General features: G+C 51.0%; 13 protein-coding genes. 11 read left to right on the top strand and 2 right to left on the bottom strand.

Going from position 1 to position 18,025, the window contains the following annotated elements; all coding sequences use genetic code 11:
• Position 1: 1 nt before the first annotated feature.
• Positions 2 to 1,075, bottom strand: a complete 1,074-nt coding sequence (locus PsAD5_RS24620; RefSeq protein ID WP_063294026.1) for a hypothetical protein — start codon at positions 1,073 to 1,075, stop codon at positions 2 to 4.
• Between the two features lie 198 nt (positions 1,076 to 1,273).
• On the opposite strand from PsAD5_RS24620, the gene PsAD5_RS24615 reads away from it, so the two are divergent.
• Positions 1,274 to 3,631, top strand: coding sequence for a polysaccharide deacetylase family protein (locus PsAD5_RS24615; RefSeq protein WP_208988805.1), 2,358 nt, complete (start codon positions 1,274 to 1,276; stop codon positions 3,629 to 3,631).
• Positions 3,628 to 4,446, top strand: coding sequence for a tetratricopeptide repeat protein (locus PsAD5_RS24610; RefSeq protein ID WP_063294025.1), 819 nt, complete (start codon positions 3,628 to 3,630; stop codon positions 4,444 to 4,446). The genes PsAD5_RS24615 and PsAD5_RS24610 overlap by 4 nt, the downstream gene beginning before the upstream one ends.
• Positions 4,447 to 4,524: 78 nt before the next feature.
• Here PsAD5_RS24610 and PsAD5_RS24605 read toward each other — a convergent pair whose 3' ends face one another.
• Positions 4,525 to 5,514, bottom strand: coding sequence for a LacI family DNA-binding transcriptional regulator (locus PsAD5_RS24605; RefSeq protein ID WP_063294024.1), 990 nt, complete (start codon positions 5,512 to 5,514; stop codon positions 4,525 to 4,527).
• 129 nt (positions 5,515 to 5,643) lie between these two features.
• Here PsAD5_RS24605 and PsAD5_RS24600 point away from each other — a divergent pair, with 129 nt between their 5' ends.
• The 9 genes from PsAD5_RS24600 (at position 5,644) to PsAD5_RS24560 (ending at position 17,882) form a co-directional block, all read left to right on the top strand.
• Positions 5,644 to 6,744 (top strand): ABC transporter ATP-binding protein, encoded by a 1,101-nt coding sequence (locus PsAD5_RS24600; RefSeq protein WP_063294023.1) that lies wholly within the window; start codon positions 5,644 to 5,646, stop codon positions 6,742 to 6,744.
• A gap of 61 nt (positions 6,745 to 6,805) precedes the next feature.
• On the top strand, positions 6,806 to 7,954 hold the full coding sequence (locus PsAD5_RS24595; RefSeq protein WP_063290076.1) for an ABC transporter substrate-binding protein: 1,149 nt from the start codon (positions 6,806 to 6,808) through the stop codon (positions 7,952 to 7,954).
• 108 nt (positions 7,955 to 8,062) lie between these two features.
• On the top strand, positions 8,063 to 8,881 hold the full coding sequence (locus PsAD5_RS24590; protein WP_063290166.1) for an ABC transporter permease: 819 nt from the start codon (positions 8,063 to 8,065) through the stop codon (positions 8,879 to 8,881).
• 1 nt (position 8,882) lies between these two features.
• Positions 8,883 to 9,707, top strand: coding sequence for an ABC transporter permease (locus tag PsAD5_RS24585; protein WP_063294022.1), 825 nt, complete (start codon positions 8,883 to 8,885; stop codon positions 9,705 to 9,707).
• A gap of 287 nt (positions 9,708 to 9,994) precedes the next feature.
• Entirely contained in the window at positions 9,995 to 10,672 is a 678-nt protein-coding gene (locus PsAD5_RS24580; RefSeq protein WP_063294109.1) for a response regulator transcription factor, read from the top strand.
• 12 nt (positions 10,673 to 10,684) lie between these two features.
• On the top strand, positions 10,685 to 11,977 hold the full coding sequence (locus tag PsAD5_RS24575) for a sensor histidine kinase (RefSeq protein WP_063294021.1): 1,293 nt from the start codon (positions 10,685 to 10,687) through the stop codon (positions 11,975 to 11,977).
• Positions 11,978 to 12,096: 119 nt separating this feature from the next.
• The gene (locus PsAD5_RS24570; RefSeq protein ID WP_063294020.1) at positions 12,097 to 13,479 is read left to right on the top strand and encodes a TolC family protein; all 1,383 of its coding nucleotides are present in this window, start codon (positions 12,097 to 12,099) and stop codon (positions 13,477 to 13,479) included.
• Between the two features lie 44 nt (positions 13,480 to 13,523).
• Positions 13,524 to 14,705 carry an efflux RND transporter periplasmic adaptor subunit gene (locus PsAD5_RS24565; RefSeq protein ID WP_063294019.1) on the top strand — a complete coding sequence of 394 codons (1,182 nt, stop codon included), beginning with the start codon at positions 13,524 to 13,526 and terminating at the stop codon, positions 14,703 to 14,705.
• A 3-nt stretch (positions 14,706 to 14,708) separates the two neighbouring features.
• Positions 14,709 to 17,882: an efflux RND transporter permease subunit gene (locus tag PsAD5_RS24560; RefSeq protein WP_063294018.1), complete on the top strand. Its 3,174-nt coding sequence runs from the start codon at positions 14,709 to 14,711 to the stop codon at positions 17,880 to 17,882.
• Positions 17,883 to 18,025: the final 143 nt, after the last annotated feature.

The raw sequence follows: 18,025 nt of genomic DNA, 5'->3' as shown, positions 1-18,025 counted from the left end.
CCTAGATCACCGAGTTGTCGAACCTGTTGCTCGTTTGGGGAGCGTTGACCGAATAGAAGGCGACGAGGTTATCTGGCATTGGGGCTGTGTTGTGGCTAAGGAGGGTGTTTGAGAGCGCACTGCTGATGGCTTCTAACAGCACTGTGGAGTCTTCTTCGAGCAGGTGCGCTTCCAACTGATGGAAAATGATTGCTCCTTGCAGTGCTTCACCGTCCGTTCGCAGGCTGTTTGAACCTGGAGTTCCAAATAGAAACACCAGACTCCCTCTGGGCGTGCGAGACCTGAATACTCTTTTATCACCAGCCAGAGAGGTTAGCTCGGTCGTATCCAGATGGTTGATCAGCCATGCTTGTTCTTGCTGCTCACGCGAAGGTTTCAGCTCAGATGATGCCGTGGTGTTGGAATGGAGGAGACCAAGGCGCTTATTTGAGCACTTGAAGAGGCTATATCTGGTCGTGCCGATCAGGTTGGCAAAAAGGGTTTCCAGCTGATTGCTGTTGTTTTGAAGATCCAGCGTACTCAGCTTGTCGATTGCCCTACACACACTGACCGGGCTTGTGGTTTCCATCGAAGCTATACGGCTTTGCAGGTTCTCGGCTTCAAGCGTGAGTGTGGTGCAGTAATCAGAGATTGTGTCTCGTTGTCCTAAGGCATGGGCCAACTGGCTTTGGAGTTTTTGGTTTTTGCGCAGCAGTGATGTCCTGAATTCTCCGAGTACAATCGCTGTCAGGAGCCAGAGTGTTGGTTGCAAGCCTGTGTTTGTGAAGTACTCAAAGAAACCCTGTCCGCCCATGGTTTGTGGCGGGATGTGCCAAAGAGTGATCGCCAGCGCTGCCAGAACGGCGAGGATTCCGGAACGGGTTCCGAGGATAGAGCTGGCAATAATGATCGGGATCCACAACGGGCTTGGCGAAATGCTCCAGAGTGGGATTTCAGGATACATCGTGGACACTGCGGGGAAGGGGAGGAACAGCAGGACGACCTCCAAAGCGTGGTAACGCTTTTCCGGTGTGCGTTTCGCTTTCTTCTTTTTATGATGTTCAGTGTTACTTGAAAAATACTGATCCGAATACATCGCGAATAAATAGTCCTATTGTCAAAATCATCAGTATAGATTGTGTTTTAAATCTTCATTTGTGGCCGGGAATATTTACTTGCTGTTTTATTTATATTCAACTCTATGGAAAGTTAGGGTATTAAGTTCGGGGTTGGATATAAAATGATTTGTTTGCAATAAGTATACAGTCTTAAATTACTTATTGGTGACTTCAGGATGCGTGAAGTGCGTAACGATTGTTCTTTGTACTCCTTCTGTATTGAAGGTGAGTGGCAATTGTTTTTAGCTGGAATTACTAGGCAGGTTCGCGCCCTTATTTTCTACGGTTTTGCGCTGTTTTGCTTTGTATGTTTCATCAATAATTCGCAGGCCGCCTTGGTGAAGCGAGAGATTATCGGGTTGTACGATAGCCTTCGTGAGGCTGAGCCATCTGCAACGGCAATACATAACCTTCTTGAGATGCCGTTGAACCACCTTGGTTATTCGATCCGGTATGTTGACGTGAATGCGGGTTTGTCTGCGATGAAACCTACGGAAAACACAGCTGCTGTTGTGAGCTGGTTCCAAGGGGTATTGGCTGATCCGCATCAATACTTTGCATGGGCCGATAAGCAGGCGAGTTCAGGATTGCAGTTTCTTGTGTTTGGTGAGACCGGAATTCGCGATCTGGAAGATGATGGGGCGGTCTTGAATCTGTTCTTGCAGCATCTGGGACTTCGGTTTGAGGCTGGATTCGTGATGCTCACAAGCGCCTCGTCAGATCTTCGTCTGGATTCAGAGCTAACTGCCTTTGAACGACCCTTTTACAAAGTATTGCCGGGGTACTCACTGGTTACGCGCATATCCCCAGAGGGGCAGTCGATTGCCTCTGTTCAGCCGCCTGTGCGTGTTGCGACGGAACGAACGCAGTTGGCTTTTATCGGGGCTGGAGGATCCTATGTTCAACCCGGCTTTGCCATTGCGACTGACGATGTGCTCAACCGCCAGAAGTGGTTGATTGATCCAATTGGATTTCTTCAACTGGCGCTTAAGCAGGAACGCTTTCCTATTCCGGATACGTCGACGTTGATGGGGCGGCGAATTTACTTCTCGCACATTGATGGGGATGGTTGGAACAATGTCTCCTATTCCTCCAAGTATCGGGGACAAAAGGCATTGTCCGGTGAAGTGATGCTTCGAGAGCTGATTGAGCCCTACCCTGATTTACCTGTCACTTATGGTCTGGTGACAGCGGATGTTGATCGGAGTGAGGGAGGGGATGATCGCAGCGTTGGGCTGGTCAAAGAGTTGTTTGCTCTCCCGCAGGTGGAAGTGGCCAGCCATACCCACTCCCACCCATTCCACTGGGCTTTCTATCGAGATTATGACCGTGCAAAAGAGCTTGCGCTTATTCGTGAGAAGAATGTTGCAAAAGAGCCAGCAGCTGAGGGGCCTGTGAGCTGGCTCTCCAAGCGTTTCTTTGGTGAGAGTGGCAAGGCCTCTTTCAAGACTTATCTGGCGCAGAATGTGTCTATGCCGCGCTATTACATGCGTAAACCGTTCTCGCTGGTGGGAGAGATCGGAGGTTCTCTTTCTCAGGCCGAAAGCTTTGCGCCGAGTGGTAAAAAAGCGAAGTTGTTCTTGTGGTCTGGTGACACGCAGCCCTTTGAGGAAGCGCTTGCGCATACTCGTAAGCTTGGGGTTTACAACATGAATGGCGGCGATACGCGGTTTGACCGTGACTGGCCTTCGTTGAGTTATGTGGCCCCCTTATCCCGCCAGGTTGGCGAAGAGCGGCAGATCTATGCTGTCTCCAGCAACGAGAACACATATACGAATGACTGGACGGGGCCATTCTACGGATTTTCGCAATTACATCAGACCGTTGATAATACTGAGAGCCCGATCCGGCTGAGGCCCTACAATGTGTATTACCACACCTATTCTGCGGAACATGATGCATCGCTGAGAGCGGTTCGGAAGCATTTGGATCGGGCGCGTGGAGGGGCTTATTTGCCGATCTTTGCCTCGCAGTATGCTGCTATTGCAAATAGCTTTTTTGGGGTGAAGCTTTACCAGGCGAGTGATCACAGCTGGCTTGTTTTGAATCGAGGGCGCCTTCAGTCGTTTCGGTTTGATGATGCAGAGCAGTGGCAGATTGATTTAGCGAAGAGCAAAGGCGTTATTGGCTCAAGGCACCACCAGAATTCGCTGTATGTTTCGCTGGATCCGGCGGTTCGTGTTCCGGAGATTGTATTGAAGTCATCGCACAGCACAGGCGATGAGCATATTGCCAGCATCACGGATGCCCGATGGCAGGTTTACGACTGGGTGCATAAGCCTTGCCGCATTGGTTTTCGTGCTTTTGGGTTTGGAGCTGGAGAGTTTCAGTTTCGTGGACTGTCTTCAAGCCTTCATCGGGTGAAGGTGAGGAGAGAGGATGAGCTTATCTTGAGTGATAATGTTCAGCCATTGCCGGATGGATCTTTGCGTTTGGATTTGGCTGTATCCGGGATGGACCCATTGGACATTTCATTGACATGTAAAAACTGGGCTTCGACGGCACGCATGGCGACGATGAGGAGGCGGCCATGATCCGCTTTCTCAAGTATTTGTCGCTTTATCTGCTGTTTCTGGGGATCGGTTATGCGCTTGTTCCGGGGCAAACAGAGAAGATTGCTGTTCAGATCAAAGAGCAAAAGTATCATGAGGCTCGGGAGCATTTACTGGCCTCATTTGAGGAGGACGACAGTAGTCCGGAGGAGTATCTTCAGCTGGCTGAGATTGCAGAGCAATTGGGGTTTGTTGAGGAAATGCACCGCATGCACGAGGCGTATATTGAACGCTCTCCCGATGACCTTTGGGTGTTGCGCAAGATTGAGCTCTACCACCGATTGGCAGGTGACTTTCGAGGATATGTGGAAACCTTAAAGGCGGTCGCACGGTTGAGCGCTGAGCCTGAGGACCGTGACAAGCTGCTCTCCACGTTGCAGTTTGAGGGGCTTTATGAGGAAGAGCTCTCAGAGCTTTCCTTCTTTGGCGGTAAAGGAGTGTTGACGCCTCAACAACTTGGCCGGTTGGGCATGTTGCATTTTCAGGGGGAGAGGATGGAAGTGGCTGCGGCTGCTCTTGCCAAGCATCACGAAAGTGCTCCTTTGACATCCAAGCATTGGCCTGCACGTCTGGCCTATTTTCATAGCCTACTTGAAATCGGTGACTTTCTGAAGGCCGAAACTGTTGCTCTCAGTCTGCGAGAGACAAACAAGCCTTGGGCTGACTTTGATTTTCGGAGCGAGTTTTTGCGGTATGGCCGTGATGAGTACATGCGGGAGGTCGAGGTGCCTGAGGGGCTAGCTGCGATTTTATCTTGTGTCATCAGGCCCCAAGAGGGCGCTCAAGACTGTCCATGACATCGTGGTTTGCTAGGCTCTGGCTGATGCTTCTGAAGATTCATCAGCCTCAGTTGTGGGCGTCTTTGCTGCTCTCAGCTACGCACTGCCGCGGATGACCAGTTCGGGTTCTACCACGACGGACATTTCCTGCTGATCCGGGTCTGCAAGGCGGGCTTCCAGCGTGTTCATGAGGTTTTGGACAATCTCGTCGATTGGATTGGTTGCTGCAGTCAGATCAAAGCAAGGCCAGGCAGCCATTGGCATGTTGTCTGATCCTACGACGGCAACATCTTCCGGAACACGCAGGTTCAGTATGGATTTTGCTGCATTCAAAACACCCAGAGCTGCTGCATCCGAGACACAGTAAAAGGCGTCGGGCGGATTATCACTTTGCAGGAGGCTCAATGCGGCCTGCAGGCCGCTTTCGAAATCGAACCGGGTTTGTGACACTCCGTGGGGTTGAAGGCCAGCTTCGCCGAGTGCTTCCAGATATCCTTCGCGTCGACCTGTGTCTGCTGTGATGCCTTCAATACCGCCGATGTAAGCGATCTTTTTACATCCGCGTTTGATTAGGTGCCGCGTGCCAAGCAGACCGCCGCGCTTGTAGTTTAACCACACACAGTCTGCACCTTTGACCATTGGTCCCAGCCCTGTGTAGATCAATGGCACGTGCATTTTCTTGCTGTTTTCGATCACTTGCAAATCAACTGTGCCGGCTCGCACGATGGCCGCTGAAACCGGATACATTAGTGCTTTGCCCAGTGTCTCGGCAATGTTTTCTTCTTCCTCAGAGCGTATTTGCAGGGCCCATTTTCCGCGTTTTTGCAAGGCGGTCGACAGGCGATTGAAGAAATCTTTATCGTACATGCCATCGGTGTTTCCGAAGACGACAGCGACCAGATCTGATTCTTGTTTGATGAGGGAGCGTGCAAGTGCGTTGGGGCGATACCCCATCTCAGAAGCGACTTTTAAAATGTGATCGCGAGTCGCTTTGTTGAGGCGATTCTCCGCCGTGAACGCACGGGAAACAGCAGAGACAGAAACGCCTGCGGCACGTGCAACATCTTTACCTGTCAGTCTTTTCATCGCTTCTTACTATCTTGGATGATTGTCATTTTAACTTCAAAGAAGTCGCTTAGAAGACCTCTATTGCAATCGATTGCCAAAACTCATAGCATAATGCTTTGGTTGCTTAAAGGGGGGCAAGTTTCCGGAATGGTTGGCGTAGGAATCGAAATCGAAAAGCTTTGTGTTGGTTACGACAAGACCCGTGTTCTTCATGACATTGATCTTGAAATCAACTCGTCTGAGTTTGTTGCGCTGCTGGGTTCATCTGGCTGCGGAAAGACAACTCTTCTGAAAAGTCTCTCCGGTTTCATCAAACCCATGTCGGGGCAGATCCGCGTTAACGGGAATGATGTTGCACAGTTACCACCCGAGCAACGCAACATGGCGATGGTGTTTCAAAGTTATGCGCTCTGGCCTCATATGACGGTTTGTCAGAACATGGGATATGGGCTGAAGCTGCGTGGGATGTCCAAGGAGCAAATCAACCGGAAGGTTGATGAGCTGTTGACGCTGCTGGGACTTGCGGATTTTGGGGACCGCAAAGTGCCCAACCTTTCTGGTGGTCAGCGTCAACGTGTGGCGCTTGGCCGGGCACTGGCTGTCGATTCTCCGATCCTGTTGCTGGATGAGCCGCTTTCCAATCTTGATGCACGCATTCGCTTGTCCATGCGGCATGAGATCCGTTCTTTGCAACAGCGTATGGGTTTGACGGCAGTGCATGTGACCCACGACAGGGAAGAGGCGATGGTGATGGCCGATCGCATTGTTATTCTCAATGGAGGGCACGTTGCGCAGGTGGGCACACCGCTGGAAGTTTTTGAGCAGCCAAAGTCCAATTTTGTTGCGACCTTTATGGGCGCTGAGAACGAAATTGCCCTCAATGTTGAGCGTGCAAATGGAACTTTGAGCATTGCAAGGCAGGAGGCCGTCAAGGCTGCCAGCTTAAGCGTTTCAAACGAGATTGGTGATGGAGGTGTGAACTGGCAGGCATCAGCTGCCGGATCTGTTCGGGGGCGTTTCCGCTCCAGTGCAGCACATTTGCGTGCCGATGAAGCCGTACCTGAGGGGCATTTGGCTCTGGCGGGTAGGGTGACACAACTCAGCTATCCGGGGGGGGTATTTCGCTACGAAATAGAAAGCGCCGGGCAGCTCTACATGATCGACGATCCTTGTCGATATGCGGTTGGCGATGTGGTGACGATCTGCGTGCCAGCTGGTGGGCTTCACCTTTATTCCGAGGCGGCCTGACACCTTTTTAAACGTGAATAGAACTTTTTTCTCAACGATCTTAACCCAGGAATTTTGAGTGATGACACTTAAGTCAGTTCTTACAGGTGCAATCTCAGGTGCTGTGATTGCTGTTGCTCTGCCTGCGTCGGCTGAAACCCAGCTGAACGTGATTACCGGCGGCTCCCAGAACATGGTTGAATATGTGACCGATTATCTGGGCCCGCTTTTTGAAGAAAAATACCCAGGCGTGAAAGTTCGCGTCACTGGGACCGGCCCGGGAGATGCTGGTTCTCAGAAAATTCTTGAAAAGCTGGAAGCACAGTCTGCTGCAGGTAAAGAGCAGTGGGACATCGACGTTATTGTTGCTGCGCAGAAGAAAACCGGCGAGATGAAAGAAAAAGGCCTTTTGGCTGATTTCCGCGACAACATCGAAACCGGCAAAATGGTTACGCGCGCGACGGCTGAAAATGCGCTTGGCGTTTATGTTGGCGGCTATGTGATGCCAATGTTCCATAGCCAGACGGCGATTGCTTACAACCCGGCTTTGGTGCCAAACCCACCTGAGTCTTATGACGAGCTGCGTGCATGGGTAGAGAAGTACCCAAAACAGTTCGGCTACAACGGCATCAAAAACGGTATGTCCGGCGTCGCGTTTGTGACTGGCTGGATGTACACCTACGCAGGCGACACAAAGACCCTGCAGAGCGGTCCATATGATCCGGCGAAGAAAGACACCTGGGCGCAGGCTTATGCTGATCTGAAAGCGTTCAACGAGAACGTGACTTTCACTCCGGGTAATGCTGGTACTCTGGACATGCTGAACCGTGGTGAGATCGTCATGGGTCCGGTTTGGGTCGACATGTTCTATTCCTGGCAGGGCGATGGCCGTATTCCACCAAATCTGAAGCTGAAACTGATTGCACCGGGTATGCCTGGTCAGCCTTACTATTACGCAACCCCAGCGAAGGCTGCGAACAAAGATCTGGCTGAAAAGTTCATCGAGTTGGCAACCAGCCCTGCTGTTCAGGCCGAAGGCATTGTGAACCGCTTCAACTGGTATCCAGGCATCGATGCAGACCACGTGAAAGCAGCTTTGGATGAGGAAGTCTGGTCCAAGTTGTTCACTGACGTCACACCTCTTGAACTGGCTCAGAAGGGTAAACCGTTCCCGATTGGTCCTTACTTTGACGACATCAAAGAAGGCTACGAGCGGCAGGTTTCTAACTAAGCATATCTGAAAGAAACCGGGAGGGGCGTGCGTCTCTCCCGGCAAGTTTGGTTTTGGTGAGAGGTGGTGTCCATGAGTGGACAAAGTATGTCAGTTGGGCCGGGTCGGATGGGAGCAATATTGCTTGTTGCGCCTGCACTGTTGATGATCGGCTTTTTGTTTGTTTATCCCTTTGGCTATTCTGTGGTTTCAGCCTTCACAGACAATGGCGAAGGCAGCTGGCATATCGCCAATTTTACTAAGGCTATTGAGTTCTATTCCAAAGATATTCTGTTTACGATTGTGATTGTCAGCCTGTCTACGGTTGTTATCGGCGTGCTGGCTGTTGCTATTGCGGGCTATCTGACGCTTGGCGAAAACCCGACGGCTGTCGCAGTCCTCAAGTGGCTTTATCGGTGGCCGTTGTTCATTCCGTTTATTGTAAGTGCGCAGTTGATGCGGACGTTCTTGGCAAAGAACGGGATGATGAACAACATCCTCACAAGCTCTGGCATTATCGAGCCACTGGCGGCGCAGAGTTATCTAGACTGGCGCGGGATTGTGATCACCTTTGTCTGGAAGCAGACACCGTTTGTGGCTCTGCTTGTTGCGGGCGCTATGGCTTCCATTGACCGCACCACGATTGACGCTGGCCGGATTTTTGGGGCTTCCCGCCTGCGTATTCTGATTGAGCTTGTGGTGCCGCAGATTGCGACAACGCTGATGGTTGGGTTGATCCTGTCTTATGTGGTGATGCTGTCTGTTCTTTCCGTGCCGCTCATGATTAACGCGCAGTCGCCGACCATGCTGACTGTTGATATGGCGTGGCGGATCAATTCCTATGGCGACTATGGCGTCGCTAATGCGCTGGGCATCATGTCCTATCTGTTTACCGGGGTGGTTGCGTGGTTCTATCTGCGTCAGAGCCTGAAAGATAAGGGAGCATAAGATGGTGCAAGCTGCTCTTTCTTCCACTTGGGTGCGCACAATTACCCGCGTTCTCACCATGAGCCTGCTGGCTTTTGCGATCTTTGGCCCGATCACCAACATGCTTTTGTGGGCTGTCGCGGAAGTTTGGTACTTTCCTTACAAGCTGCCTCTGGAATACGGCTTTTCCTTCTGGGAACGTGTTTTCCGCCCTGAGGGTAATGCCACTGAGGCCCTGTTCTCCAGCATCTGGATTGCGCTGCTAACTGTGGTGGTCAGTCTGGCGATTGCCATTCCAGCTGGATATGCTCTGGCGCGTGGGAAAATGCCGTTCCGCTATCTCATCATGCTGCTGTTTCTCCTGCCGCAGGCCTTTCCGGCGGTTGCTGTGCATATGAATGTTGCGCGCATTTTTTATGGATTGGATCTGACCGGTTCCATTGCAGGTGTTGTGCTGGTTCACGCCAGTCAGGGGCTGGTGTTTGCCGTATGGATTGCGACTGCTGCCTTTGCTGCTGTGGATGCGGAACTGGAAGCTGCTGCGCGTAACATGGGGGCAGGGCGTTGGCGCACGTTTACTGATGTGACATTGCCTCTGGCTTTGCCGGGCGTCATGGCAAGCGCGATCTTTGTGTTCCTCATCTCTATGGACGAGTTTACCGGAACCTACTTTGTTGGTGCGCCAGACGTTGTGACGCTACCGATGTTGCTGTTTACCTCCAGCATGGAAGGCAACTACCAAATCGCGTCCATCTCCTCCCTGATCCTGCTGGTGCCATCCGTCGGCTTCATGCTGTTTATTGAGCGTTTCCTAAAAGCAGATGTGCTTGCAAAGGTGGGGAACTGAGGTTGCTTTCGGCAACAAGTCTTGCACCTAGAACTCTAAGTGGCGACCCAAGGTTTTTTGGGTCGTCGCTTTTACCTCGTTTGATTGAATTCATATATTTTTCGGCTACTTACGTGATAACCAGCTCGTTACATCTGCTGTGGGATGTTCCGGAGATGTATCCTTCATAGGTGTAGTCGAATGTTTCAGCCTTTTTCACGGTTCAACCGCCTCTTAATTTTGATCGGATACGATCATAACCTCTCCCAGGTCCCGTAATAGTGGTCAGGCAAGGCTGAGTGATGCCGATGGAAATGAATGCACTGCTTGTACTTCTCATTGAAGACGATATGGATCTGGCAGCGACAGTTGGTGATTTTCTATCTTTCGAGAATATCGAATGTGACTTCGCCTTTAATGGTCAGGCAGGCCTCGATAGCGCGCTGAAAAATCAATACGATCTTATTTTGCTGGATCTCACGCTGCCGAAAGTCGATGGGCTCTCGGTTTGTCAGCAGTTGCGGGCAAAAAATATCACCTGTCCGATCCTTATGCTGACTGCACGTGATGCGGTGAGTGATCGTGTTGCGGGATTTGAGGCAGGTGCAGATGACTACCTGATCAAGCCCTTTGCCTTTCCCGAGCTGGCGGTGCGTATTCGTGCTTTGCATCGCAGGAGTAAAGGCCATTGTAATGCAGTTACGATCGGGGATCTGGAAGTCAATTTGAATGCGCGACAGGCCACACGTGCGGGGCGGCAGTTGAAATTGTCTCCGACTGGATGGATCTTGCTTGAGCAGTTGGTTCGAAGTACGCCCAATGTTTTGAGCAAACAAGAGCTTGAGAGAGCTGTTTGGGGAGATCAGGTACCTGCCAGTGACAGTCTTAAAGTGCACCTTTATAAACTTCGCCGCCAAGTGCAACGCCCTTTTGAAACGCAGCTTTTGCATACAATTGCGGGCTCCGGCTTTGTATTGAGGCCCTGAGGGAAGTACCAGATGTTTCTGTTTAGGCGAAAAAGAAAGAAGACAAAGACACTGAAGCGGGAGCTGCGCTACTGGTTACTCGCTTTCGTTGGCTTGCTTGTAATCGTCTATACGATCGGTCTGTTTTCTTACCTGGTTGCTGGGTTGAAGTTATCAAACAAGGTTGAGCTAAAGAGCTTTATACTTGCCTATGAAAAAGCGCTGGAGAAGCAGCCTGCAGACTTGCCTCCTGAAGATGCAAGGATCTTCTCGACATTCAAATATGAAGATCTACCAGAGATGGTAAAGAAGGCTTTTCCAAAAGATGAAATTGAGCTTGGCCATGCTGATATCGAACCAGTTGGTGAAAGCGGAAGAGCTCCAGAATTTGTCATCTTTTTCTTAGCTGAGCGTCTTAGTGATGGTCGTACGCTCTATGTCGTTCGCATGTTGAAGTTCAATGAGGATCTGGACACTGGGGGAATTCTGGATTTTGATTTTCTTGAACGTGTGATGTTTGTTGGTGGTGCTACAATCCTTGTACTGGTGTTTTTGCTGTCGCAATTCCTCAACCAACGTATCAATCGCCGTATCGCTGCCTTACAAGAGTGGGCTGACACGTTGAATGAGACGAGTGCCGTCGAGCGGCGACCAGATTTTCATTATGACGAACTGAATAAAATTGGTGACCACCTGAGCAATGCTGCACGGCGACTGGGGCGTTTTGTGGAAAGAGAGCATTCGTTTTTGCGTCATGCGAGCCATGAGTTGCGGACACCGATTACGATCATTTCTGGTAGCACCAGTGTCATGGAAAAGATTGCGACAGATGACAAACAACGCAAAGTAACCGCACGGATCAAACGTGCCAGTCATTCAATGGAGACCATTGTAGCGACGTTGTTATGGTTGGGACGTGAGCAGGAACCTAACCCGGACCTTGAGAAAGTGGATCTATCGACACTTCTGGATGAAGTGATTGAAGACCATAAATATTTGCTTTGCGGAAAGGGCGTTGTGCTGAACGTGAACCTTCCAGCTCTTACGATTGATGCACCCAGAGTACCGCTGAGTATTATTGCTGCCAACATTATTCGGAATGCATTCCAGCACACGCAGCATGGTCAAATTGATATTTCGATCAGTCCTAAAGATATCGTCATTTGCAACCAGGCTGCGGACCTTTCCGAACAGGAGAGCAAGATTGTCTTTGAGGAGAGTTATGGTGTCGGTCTTTCGCTCATTCGCCGGATTGCACGCCGTTTGAACTGGACTTTTCAGATAGAGCAAGTTGGCGATCACGTTACGACTCGTTTAACTTTCTAGTGAATGCATCTGCGATATGCATATTCTTAATTGTTGTTATTTCATAGTAAGTTACGTCGTTACCCTGCGATAATCCTCACTGAGTTATTTCTCCCCTGAGAATTTATAGGGGATAGGACATGCGGTCTTTATCGCACATGCTCATTTTTGCAGCATCGGGTATTTTGCTGGCAAGTTGCACAACCGGGCTGAGCCCTCAGCGAACAACGTTTACGGAAGAAATGGCCGTGAAACAGACACCCGCTGAGTGGAAGCAAGGTGTGTCGCCTCAAGCGCAAAACCTTTCGTCACTGCTTGCGTTGAGTAGTGATAAGAAGCTGAACACACATGTGGATGCGGTGTTGGCAAACAACATCTCTCTTCGTCAGTCAGTGCTTGATTTGCAAAAAGCAGAGCTGGAGCGGGAAAAGACATCTGACTCACTCTGGCCAACACTTACATTCAACAGCAGTGCAGATCGACAACGCTCAAAATCTGCCCAAGGGACGTCTTATGCCAGCTCTGTTGGCGGAGACCTCACCGTCAATTGGGAAGCTGATCTTTGGGGCAAGCTTTCTGATCGTGCGCGCGCATCTGGCCGGATCCAAACCGCCAGCGAGCATGATTTGCAAGCAGCACGGGCTTCTCTTGCAGCGCAAGCGATGCGGAACTGGGTGCAGCTCACTGCACTGGAGAAACTGGCAGATCTGGATCGTTCCCGCATTTCCAGCCTGGGAAACACCGAGGAGATCATCTCTGATCAATTTACACGCGGTATCGGAGAGCTGAGTGACTTGGAGGCGGCGCGTTCTGCCACTGCCAATGCGCAATCCGATCTGGCAGATCGTAAATTGCAGATTGATCAGCTTAAACGGCAGATGCAGGTTGCGGCCAGCCAGATGCCGAACACTCATTTTCGAACTGGTAGCTTGCTCCCCAACGTCAAGCTGCCTAAAGGCGCCATGCCAGCCACCACACTTGGGCGGCGACCAGACCTGTTAGCTGCTTATGAGCGGGCCGCTGCTGCGGACCTGCAACATAAGGCAGCTTACAAGGATCTGCTTCCGTCTTTTTCTGTCAACTTTTCTGCAAGTGATCAATCCGCAAGCCTTGCAGATTTGTTGAATGGTGGCCCGGCATGGCGTCTCCTTGGATCAATGTCAGCTCCGATACTCGATGGCGGAAATCGCCGGTTAACCGCCAAACAAGCTGATCTGGATGCTGCCCGCCTCTGGCTGTCTTATCGTCAGACATTGCTCACGGCTGTTCTGGAGGTCGAAAACGGCCTCCAGAATGAGCAAACGTTGCGCAGCCGCGAAACGTTTCTCACCCGGGCCCTGAGCCATTCTCAAAGCAATTATGAACAATATGAACGCAGGTATCGTGATGGCCTGACCGATATTGTGACGCTGTTGTCAGCGGAACGTGATGCGTTTGCTGCTCGGCAAGCGGTGGTCAACATACGCAGCAGCAGAATGCAAAATCGTGTTGATCTGGCTGTTGCTTTTGGCATCGGCCTTTAGGCGGGCACTTTTATTCCTTCTCAAACCAACAAGCAGTTCCCAATATGCGTAGTACCCTTCGACCATTTATGGCTTTCGGAGCATATCCTTCGAAAGCACCTCAGGCCGTTTGCCTTTCGATACTGACCCTTCTGGCAGGATTGACAGCTTCACAGCCTGCTATGGCACAGGAAGCCACTGTACCTACTTTGCCTCGGCCTTTGGTTTCAGTGGTTACGCGAGAGGCCGGGCCGGAGGCTGTTGAGTTTACTGTCTTTGGTGCTGTGAGTGCACACTATCAGCAGCAGTTGACGAGTGAGGTGACTGGTCGTGTTGTGCGCTTATCATCGCAGCTCGAGCCTGGACTGATGCTCAAAAAAGGTGATGTTCTGGCTGAGATTGAAGATAGCAGCTATCGGGCAGCGCTGGCCACTGCACAGGAAAGTGTCGCGAGTTCTGAGCTGTCTTTTTTGCAAGAGGAACAGCGCGGGAAACAAGCTGAGCTGGATTGGGAACGTGCGAATATCAAAGGTCGTGAAGTAACCCCGCTGGTTTTGAGAAAACCGTTTTTGAAACTGGAGCAGCTTAAGCTCAAAGCAGCCGCGGCCAATCTGGTGGAAGCGCAGCGGAATCTTGAAAACACTCGTATAGTTGCGCCTTTTGATGCGGTTGTGATTTTGCGCAGCATTGCACCTTCCAGCTACGTCGCCGCAGGCACGCAGATCGCCGAGATTTACTCGACCGACACACTGGATGTTGAGGTGGCCCTGACACCTGCCCAATGGCAATTGCTGATGACTGAGAAGGGCAGTTCTCTCAGCGTCAATGAGATATCGGCACGCGTGTTGAACGAGTCTGGCGTGCAGTGGCCCGCCAAGATCACTTCAGTTGGGGCAACTGCGAATGCCCAAACACGTCAGCAATCCTTGCGGTTGCAGATTGAACCTCGCAATGCGCAGGGCACTGTCATGCGTCCGGGTACATTTGTGCGTGTGATGCTCACAGGGCGAGAAATTCCGGAGATAGTCATGGTTCCGGCGTCCGCCATTACCTCTCAAGGATATGTCTGGACAGTCTCTGATAATAGCCAGCTTGAGCGGCATCTTGTGGCGCCTTTGTTCACGCGCGGCGATGAGGTGGCTCTAGATGTAACGGCGTTTCCTTCTCAAGGGTCATGGGAGATCGTGGTGAACCCAATCAGTCGTTATCTGCCACAGCAGATTGTCACCACTCAGGCTGCGGAGTAAGCCATGCAACAGAGTAACCACAAAGGGTGGATCGCTTGGTTTGCGCACAACCCGGTTGCGGCAAACCTGCTTATGATCTGTATTTTTGTTGCTGGTATTTACACCGCAATGAACATTCGCACTGAGGGTTTTCCGGGATTTGAAGCCAATCAGGTCACTATCAGCGTTGAATACAAGTCAGGTGCTGCGCAAGAAACTGAACGTGGTGTGACGGAGAAGATTGAGCGTGCGCTGACAGGGACCGAAGGTATCAAGAAAGTCACGAGCACCTCCACGGCGAGCAACTCTTCGATCGTAATCGAAAAATCCTCCGGCACTGATCTGGATAAGCTTCTTTCCGACATCAAAACCAAGGTGGATGCTGTTTCTCTTCCTTCAACTGCTGAGAAGCCAGTTGTGGTGCGCGCGGAGGAGATTGAAGATGCTATTCAAATTGAGCTCTATGGAGAGGCGGATCCAGACGTTCTGGATACTGTTGCGCGGCGTATCAAAGACCGCTTACTTGAGGACGCGTTGATCCCAACTGTCACTATCAGTGGTGAGCGGATGCAGGAGATCTCGATTGAAGTGCAGGAAGAAGCTTTGCAGCGATATAAGCTCAGCTTTGATGAACTGGTTCGACAGGTCGGTAACTTCTCGCTTATTTCTCAGCAAGGCAGTTTGAAGAGTGAAAACGGGCGGATCCTGATTAAAGCAGACAGGCAGGGTTACTTTCTGCAAGACTTCGAAAGCATTCCTGTTGTGACTCTTTCTGATGGCACTGTTGTTAGGTTGCAGGATGTTGCAAAGATTACGGATGCTTACACGGATGATCGCTCAATCTACCGCTATCAAGGACTACCTGCCAGAAAGCTGAGCGTGCAGCTGATCGGGAAAGCCAATCTTATTCCTGCAGCAGTGCGAGCACGTGAAATTATCAATGAGGTTGAAGCTGAAGACAGCTTGCCCACGAACATCAAGTTTGATTTTTGGGAGGACGAGAGCGAGAACATCTCAGACCGTCTTTCTCTGATGATGAAAAACGGTCTCATGGGAATGGGGCTTGTACTCGTCACTCTTGCGCTTTTTCTCAACTTACGTACGGCTTTCTGGGTTGCAATGGGGCTGCCAATCGCTTTTGCAGGCGCACTTACCTTGATGGGAGATTCCTTTTGGGGAATGACGCTCAACGAGATGACTACATTCGGGTTCATCATTGCGCTTGGTATCGTGGTTGATGATGCGATTGTGGTTGCTGAGAGCGCGCATAGTGTGACTGAGAAAGAAGGCGATGGGATTGATAACGTCATCAAGGGCGTCAAACTGGTCGCGACACCTGCAATCTTTGGCGTGCTGACAACAATTGCTGCTTTCTACCCAATCACGCTGGTGACTGGACGGCTGGCGGAAGTGTTCTCGGTGTTCTCTTGGGTGGTGGTTTTCTGCCTTGTGTTTTCGATCATTGAATCCAAGTTCATTCTGCCTGCGCATCTGGCTCATCTGAAGCATAATGCAAAGCCTGCTAATCCGCTTTCTCGTGGTTGGAAGGTTATTCAGAACGCTGTCAGCGGCGGCTTGGAGCGGTTTAAGCAAAGTGTTTATCGCCCCTTGGTGAAGCTCAGCCTCAGAATGCGTTATCTGTCTGCCTTGTGCTTTGTGGTGCTCTTTGTGGCGGTGGTCTATATGGTGCCCTCCGGGATTGTGCGTGTTGTGTTCTTCCCAGAGATCCCACGTCAAATCGTGACTGCGACCTATAAAGGCGAGCCTGACCTTGGTTATGGGCGACTGTTTGCTGAAGCGAACCGGATTGAAGCGGCGGCTCATGAATTGAAAGCGCAGCTGGATGCTGAAGTAACGTCTGGTGTTTCTCCGATCACTGGCATTGAGATGCAGGCCAGTGACGATGGAAACGTGACTGTGCTGGCAATTACTACACCGCCAAGCGAGCGTGACATTACCGCAAATGAGATTGCAGAGCGCTGGCGCAAGCTGGTTGGACCAGTTGAAGGGGCGCAAACGATTAAGTTTGCGGCTGATGACTTTGATTTTGCTGATTTCAGAGTAGAGCTACTGCTGGATGATGTTGATCAGTTGATTGCGGCTAGCCAGTACGTTGAGGATAGGCTCTCAACCCAGAACGGCGTTTTGTCAGTTACCAATGACTTCAGGGCTGTGCGTGGGCGATTGAACATTGAACTCACTGATTACGGACGCTCCGTTGGCATGACGACCTCTGCCATTTCTGAGCAGGTGTTTCAGGCTATCGGCGGCGCAGAGATACAGGAGTTCCAGCGGAACCAGCAAGAAGTTAAGGTGAGGGTGCGTTACCCAGAGGCGCAGCGAAGCTCTGCTGCAGCCTTGCAAACGCTCTATGTTCGTACTCCGGCTGGTGATCCTATCTTGCTGTCCTCCGTTGCAAACTTGCATTCTGATCTGACTGTAGATGAGATCTATCGCAGTTCACGCAAGCGGGTTGCGACACTTGATGCGCAGATCAATAAAGACGAGATAGCTGCTGATGCGTTGGTCACCTACTTCAATCAGGAAATCTTGCCAGAACTACAGGCAATGTATCCCGGTGTTGCCGTTGATTTTGGGGGAGAGGTTGAACAGCAACGCGAAGCAATTGGTGGGTTGATGACGGCCTTTGGAATTACGATCATCGCGATCTATGTTCTGCTTGCGGTGCCGCTCAAGTCTTATACCCAGCCGATTGTGGTTATGATCGCTATTCCGTTTGGTATTACGGGAGCGATTATCGGGCACTGGATTGTTGGTATCCCTGTTTCCATCCTCAGCATCAACGGGATACTTGCTCTCAGCGGTATTGTGGTGAACGACAGTCTGCTTCTGGTTTCTGCCTTTAATGACAACAGGGCTGTCGGTATGCCAATGCGTCAGGCTCTTGTTGCGGCAGGAACTCAGCGCATGCGTGCCGTGATCCTAACCTCGACGACCACGTTTGCCGGGCTGGCACCAATGATCTTTGAAACCGCTGAACAGGCCCAATTCCTCATTCCTGCAGCGGTGTCTTTGGGCTTTGGAATTCTATTCGCAACCTTGATCACCTTGTTCTTGATCCCGACATTCATGATGATCCTGGCAGATGTCAGGAGGTTGAAAGAGACTGTGATAGGGCTGGTTGCACCAAAGCGGATGGAAACGGATGCGCGCGAGGTTACAGTTGTGGGTGAGTGAATGAGGCGAGTTGGTCATTTCACTAGGCAGAGACCCCTGAGGCCGGCTGATAGAAGGAAAGTGACGCAAGCAAACTGTTGAAGTTGCTTGCATTGCGTCTGACATGGTGTCCTTGTTGTATAGCTTTGGGGCTAATCTCCAAG

The organism is Pseudovibrio sp. Ad5, from assembly GCF_001623095.1.
GTDB lineage: Bacteria > Pseudomonadota > Alphaproteobacteria > Rhizobiales > Stappiaceae > Pseudovibrio.
The sequence above is the reverse complement of the archived record's forward strand: the minus strand, read 5'-3'. Positions and strand labels throughout refer to the sequence as shown.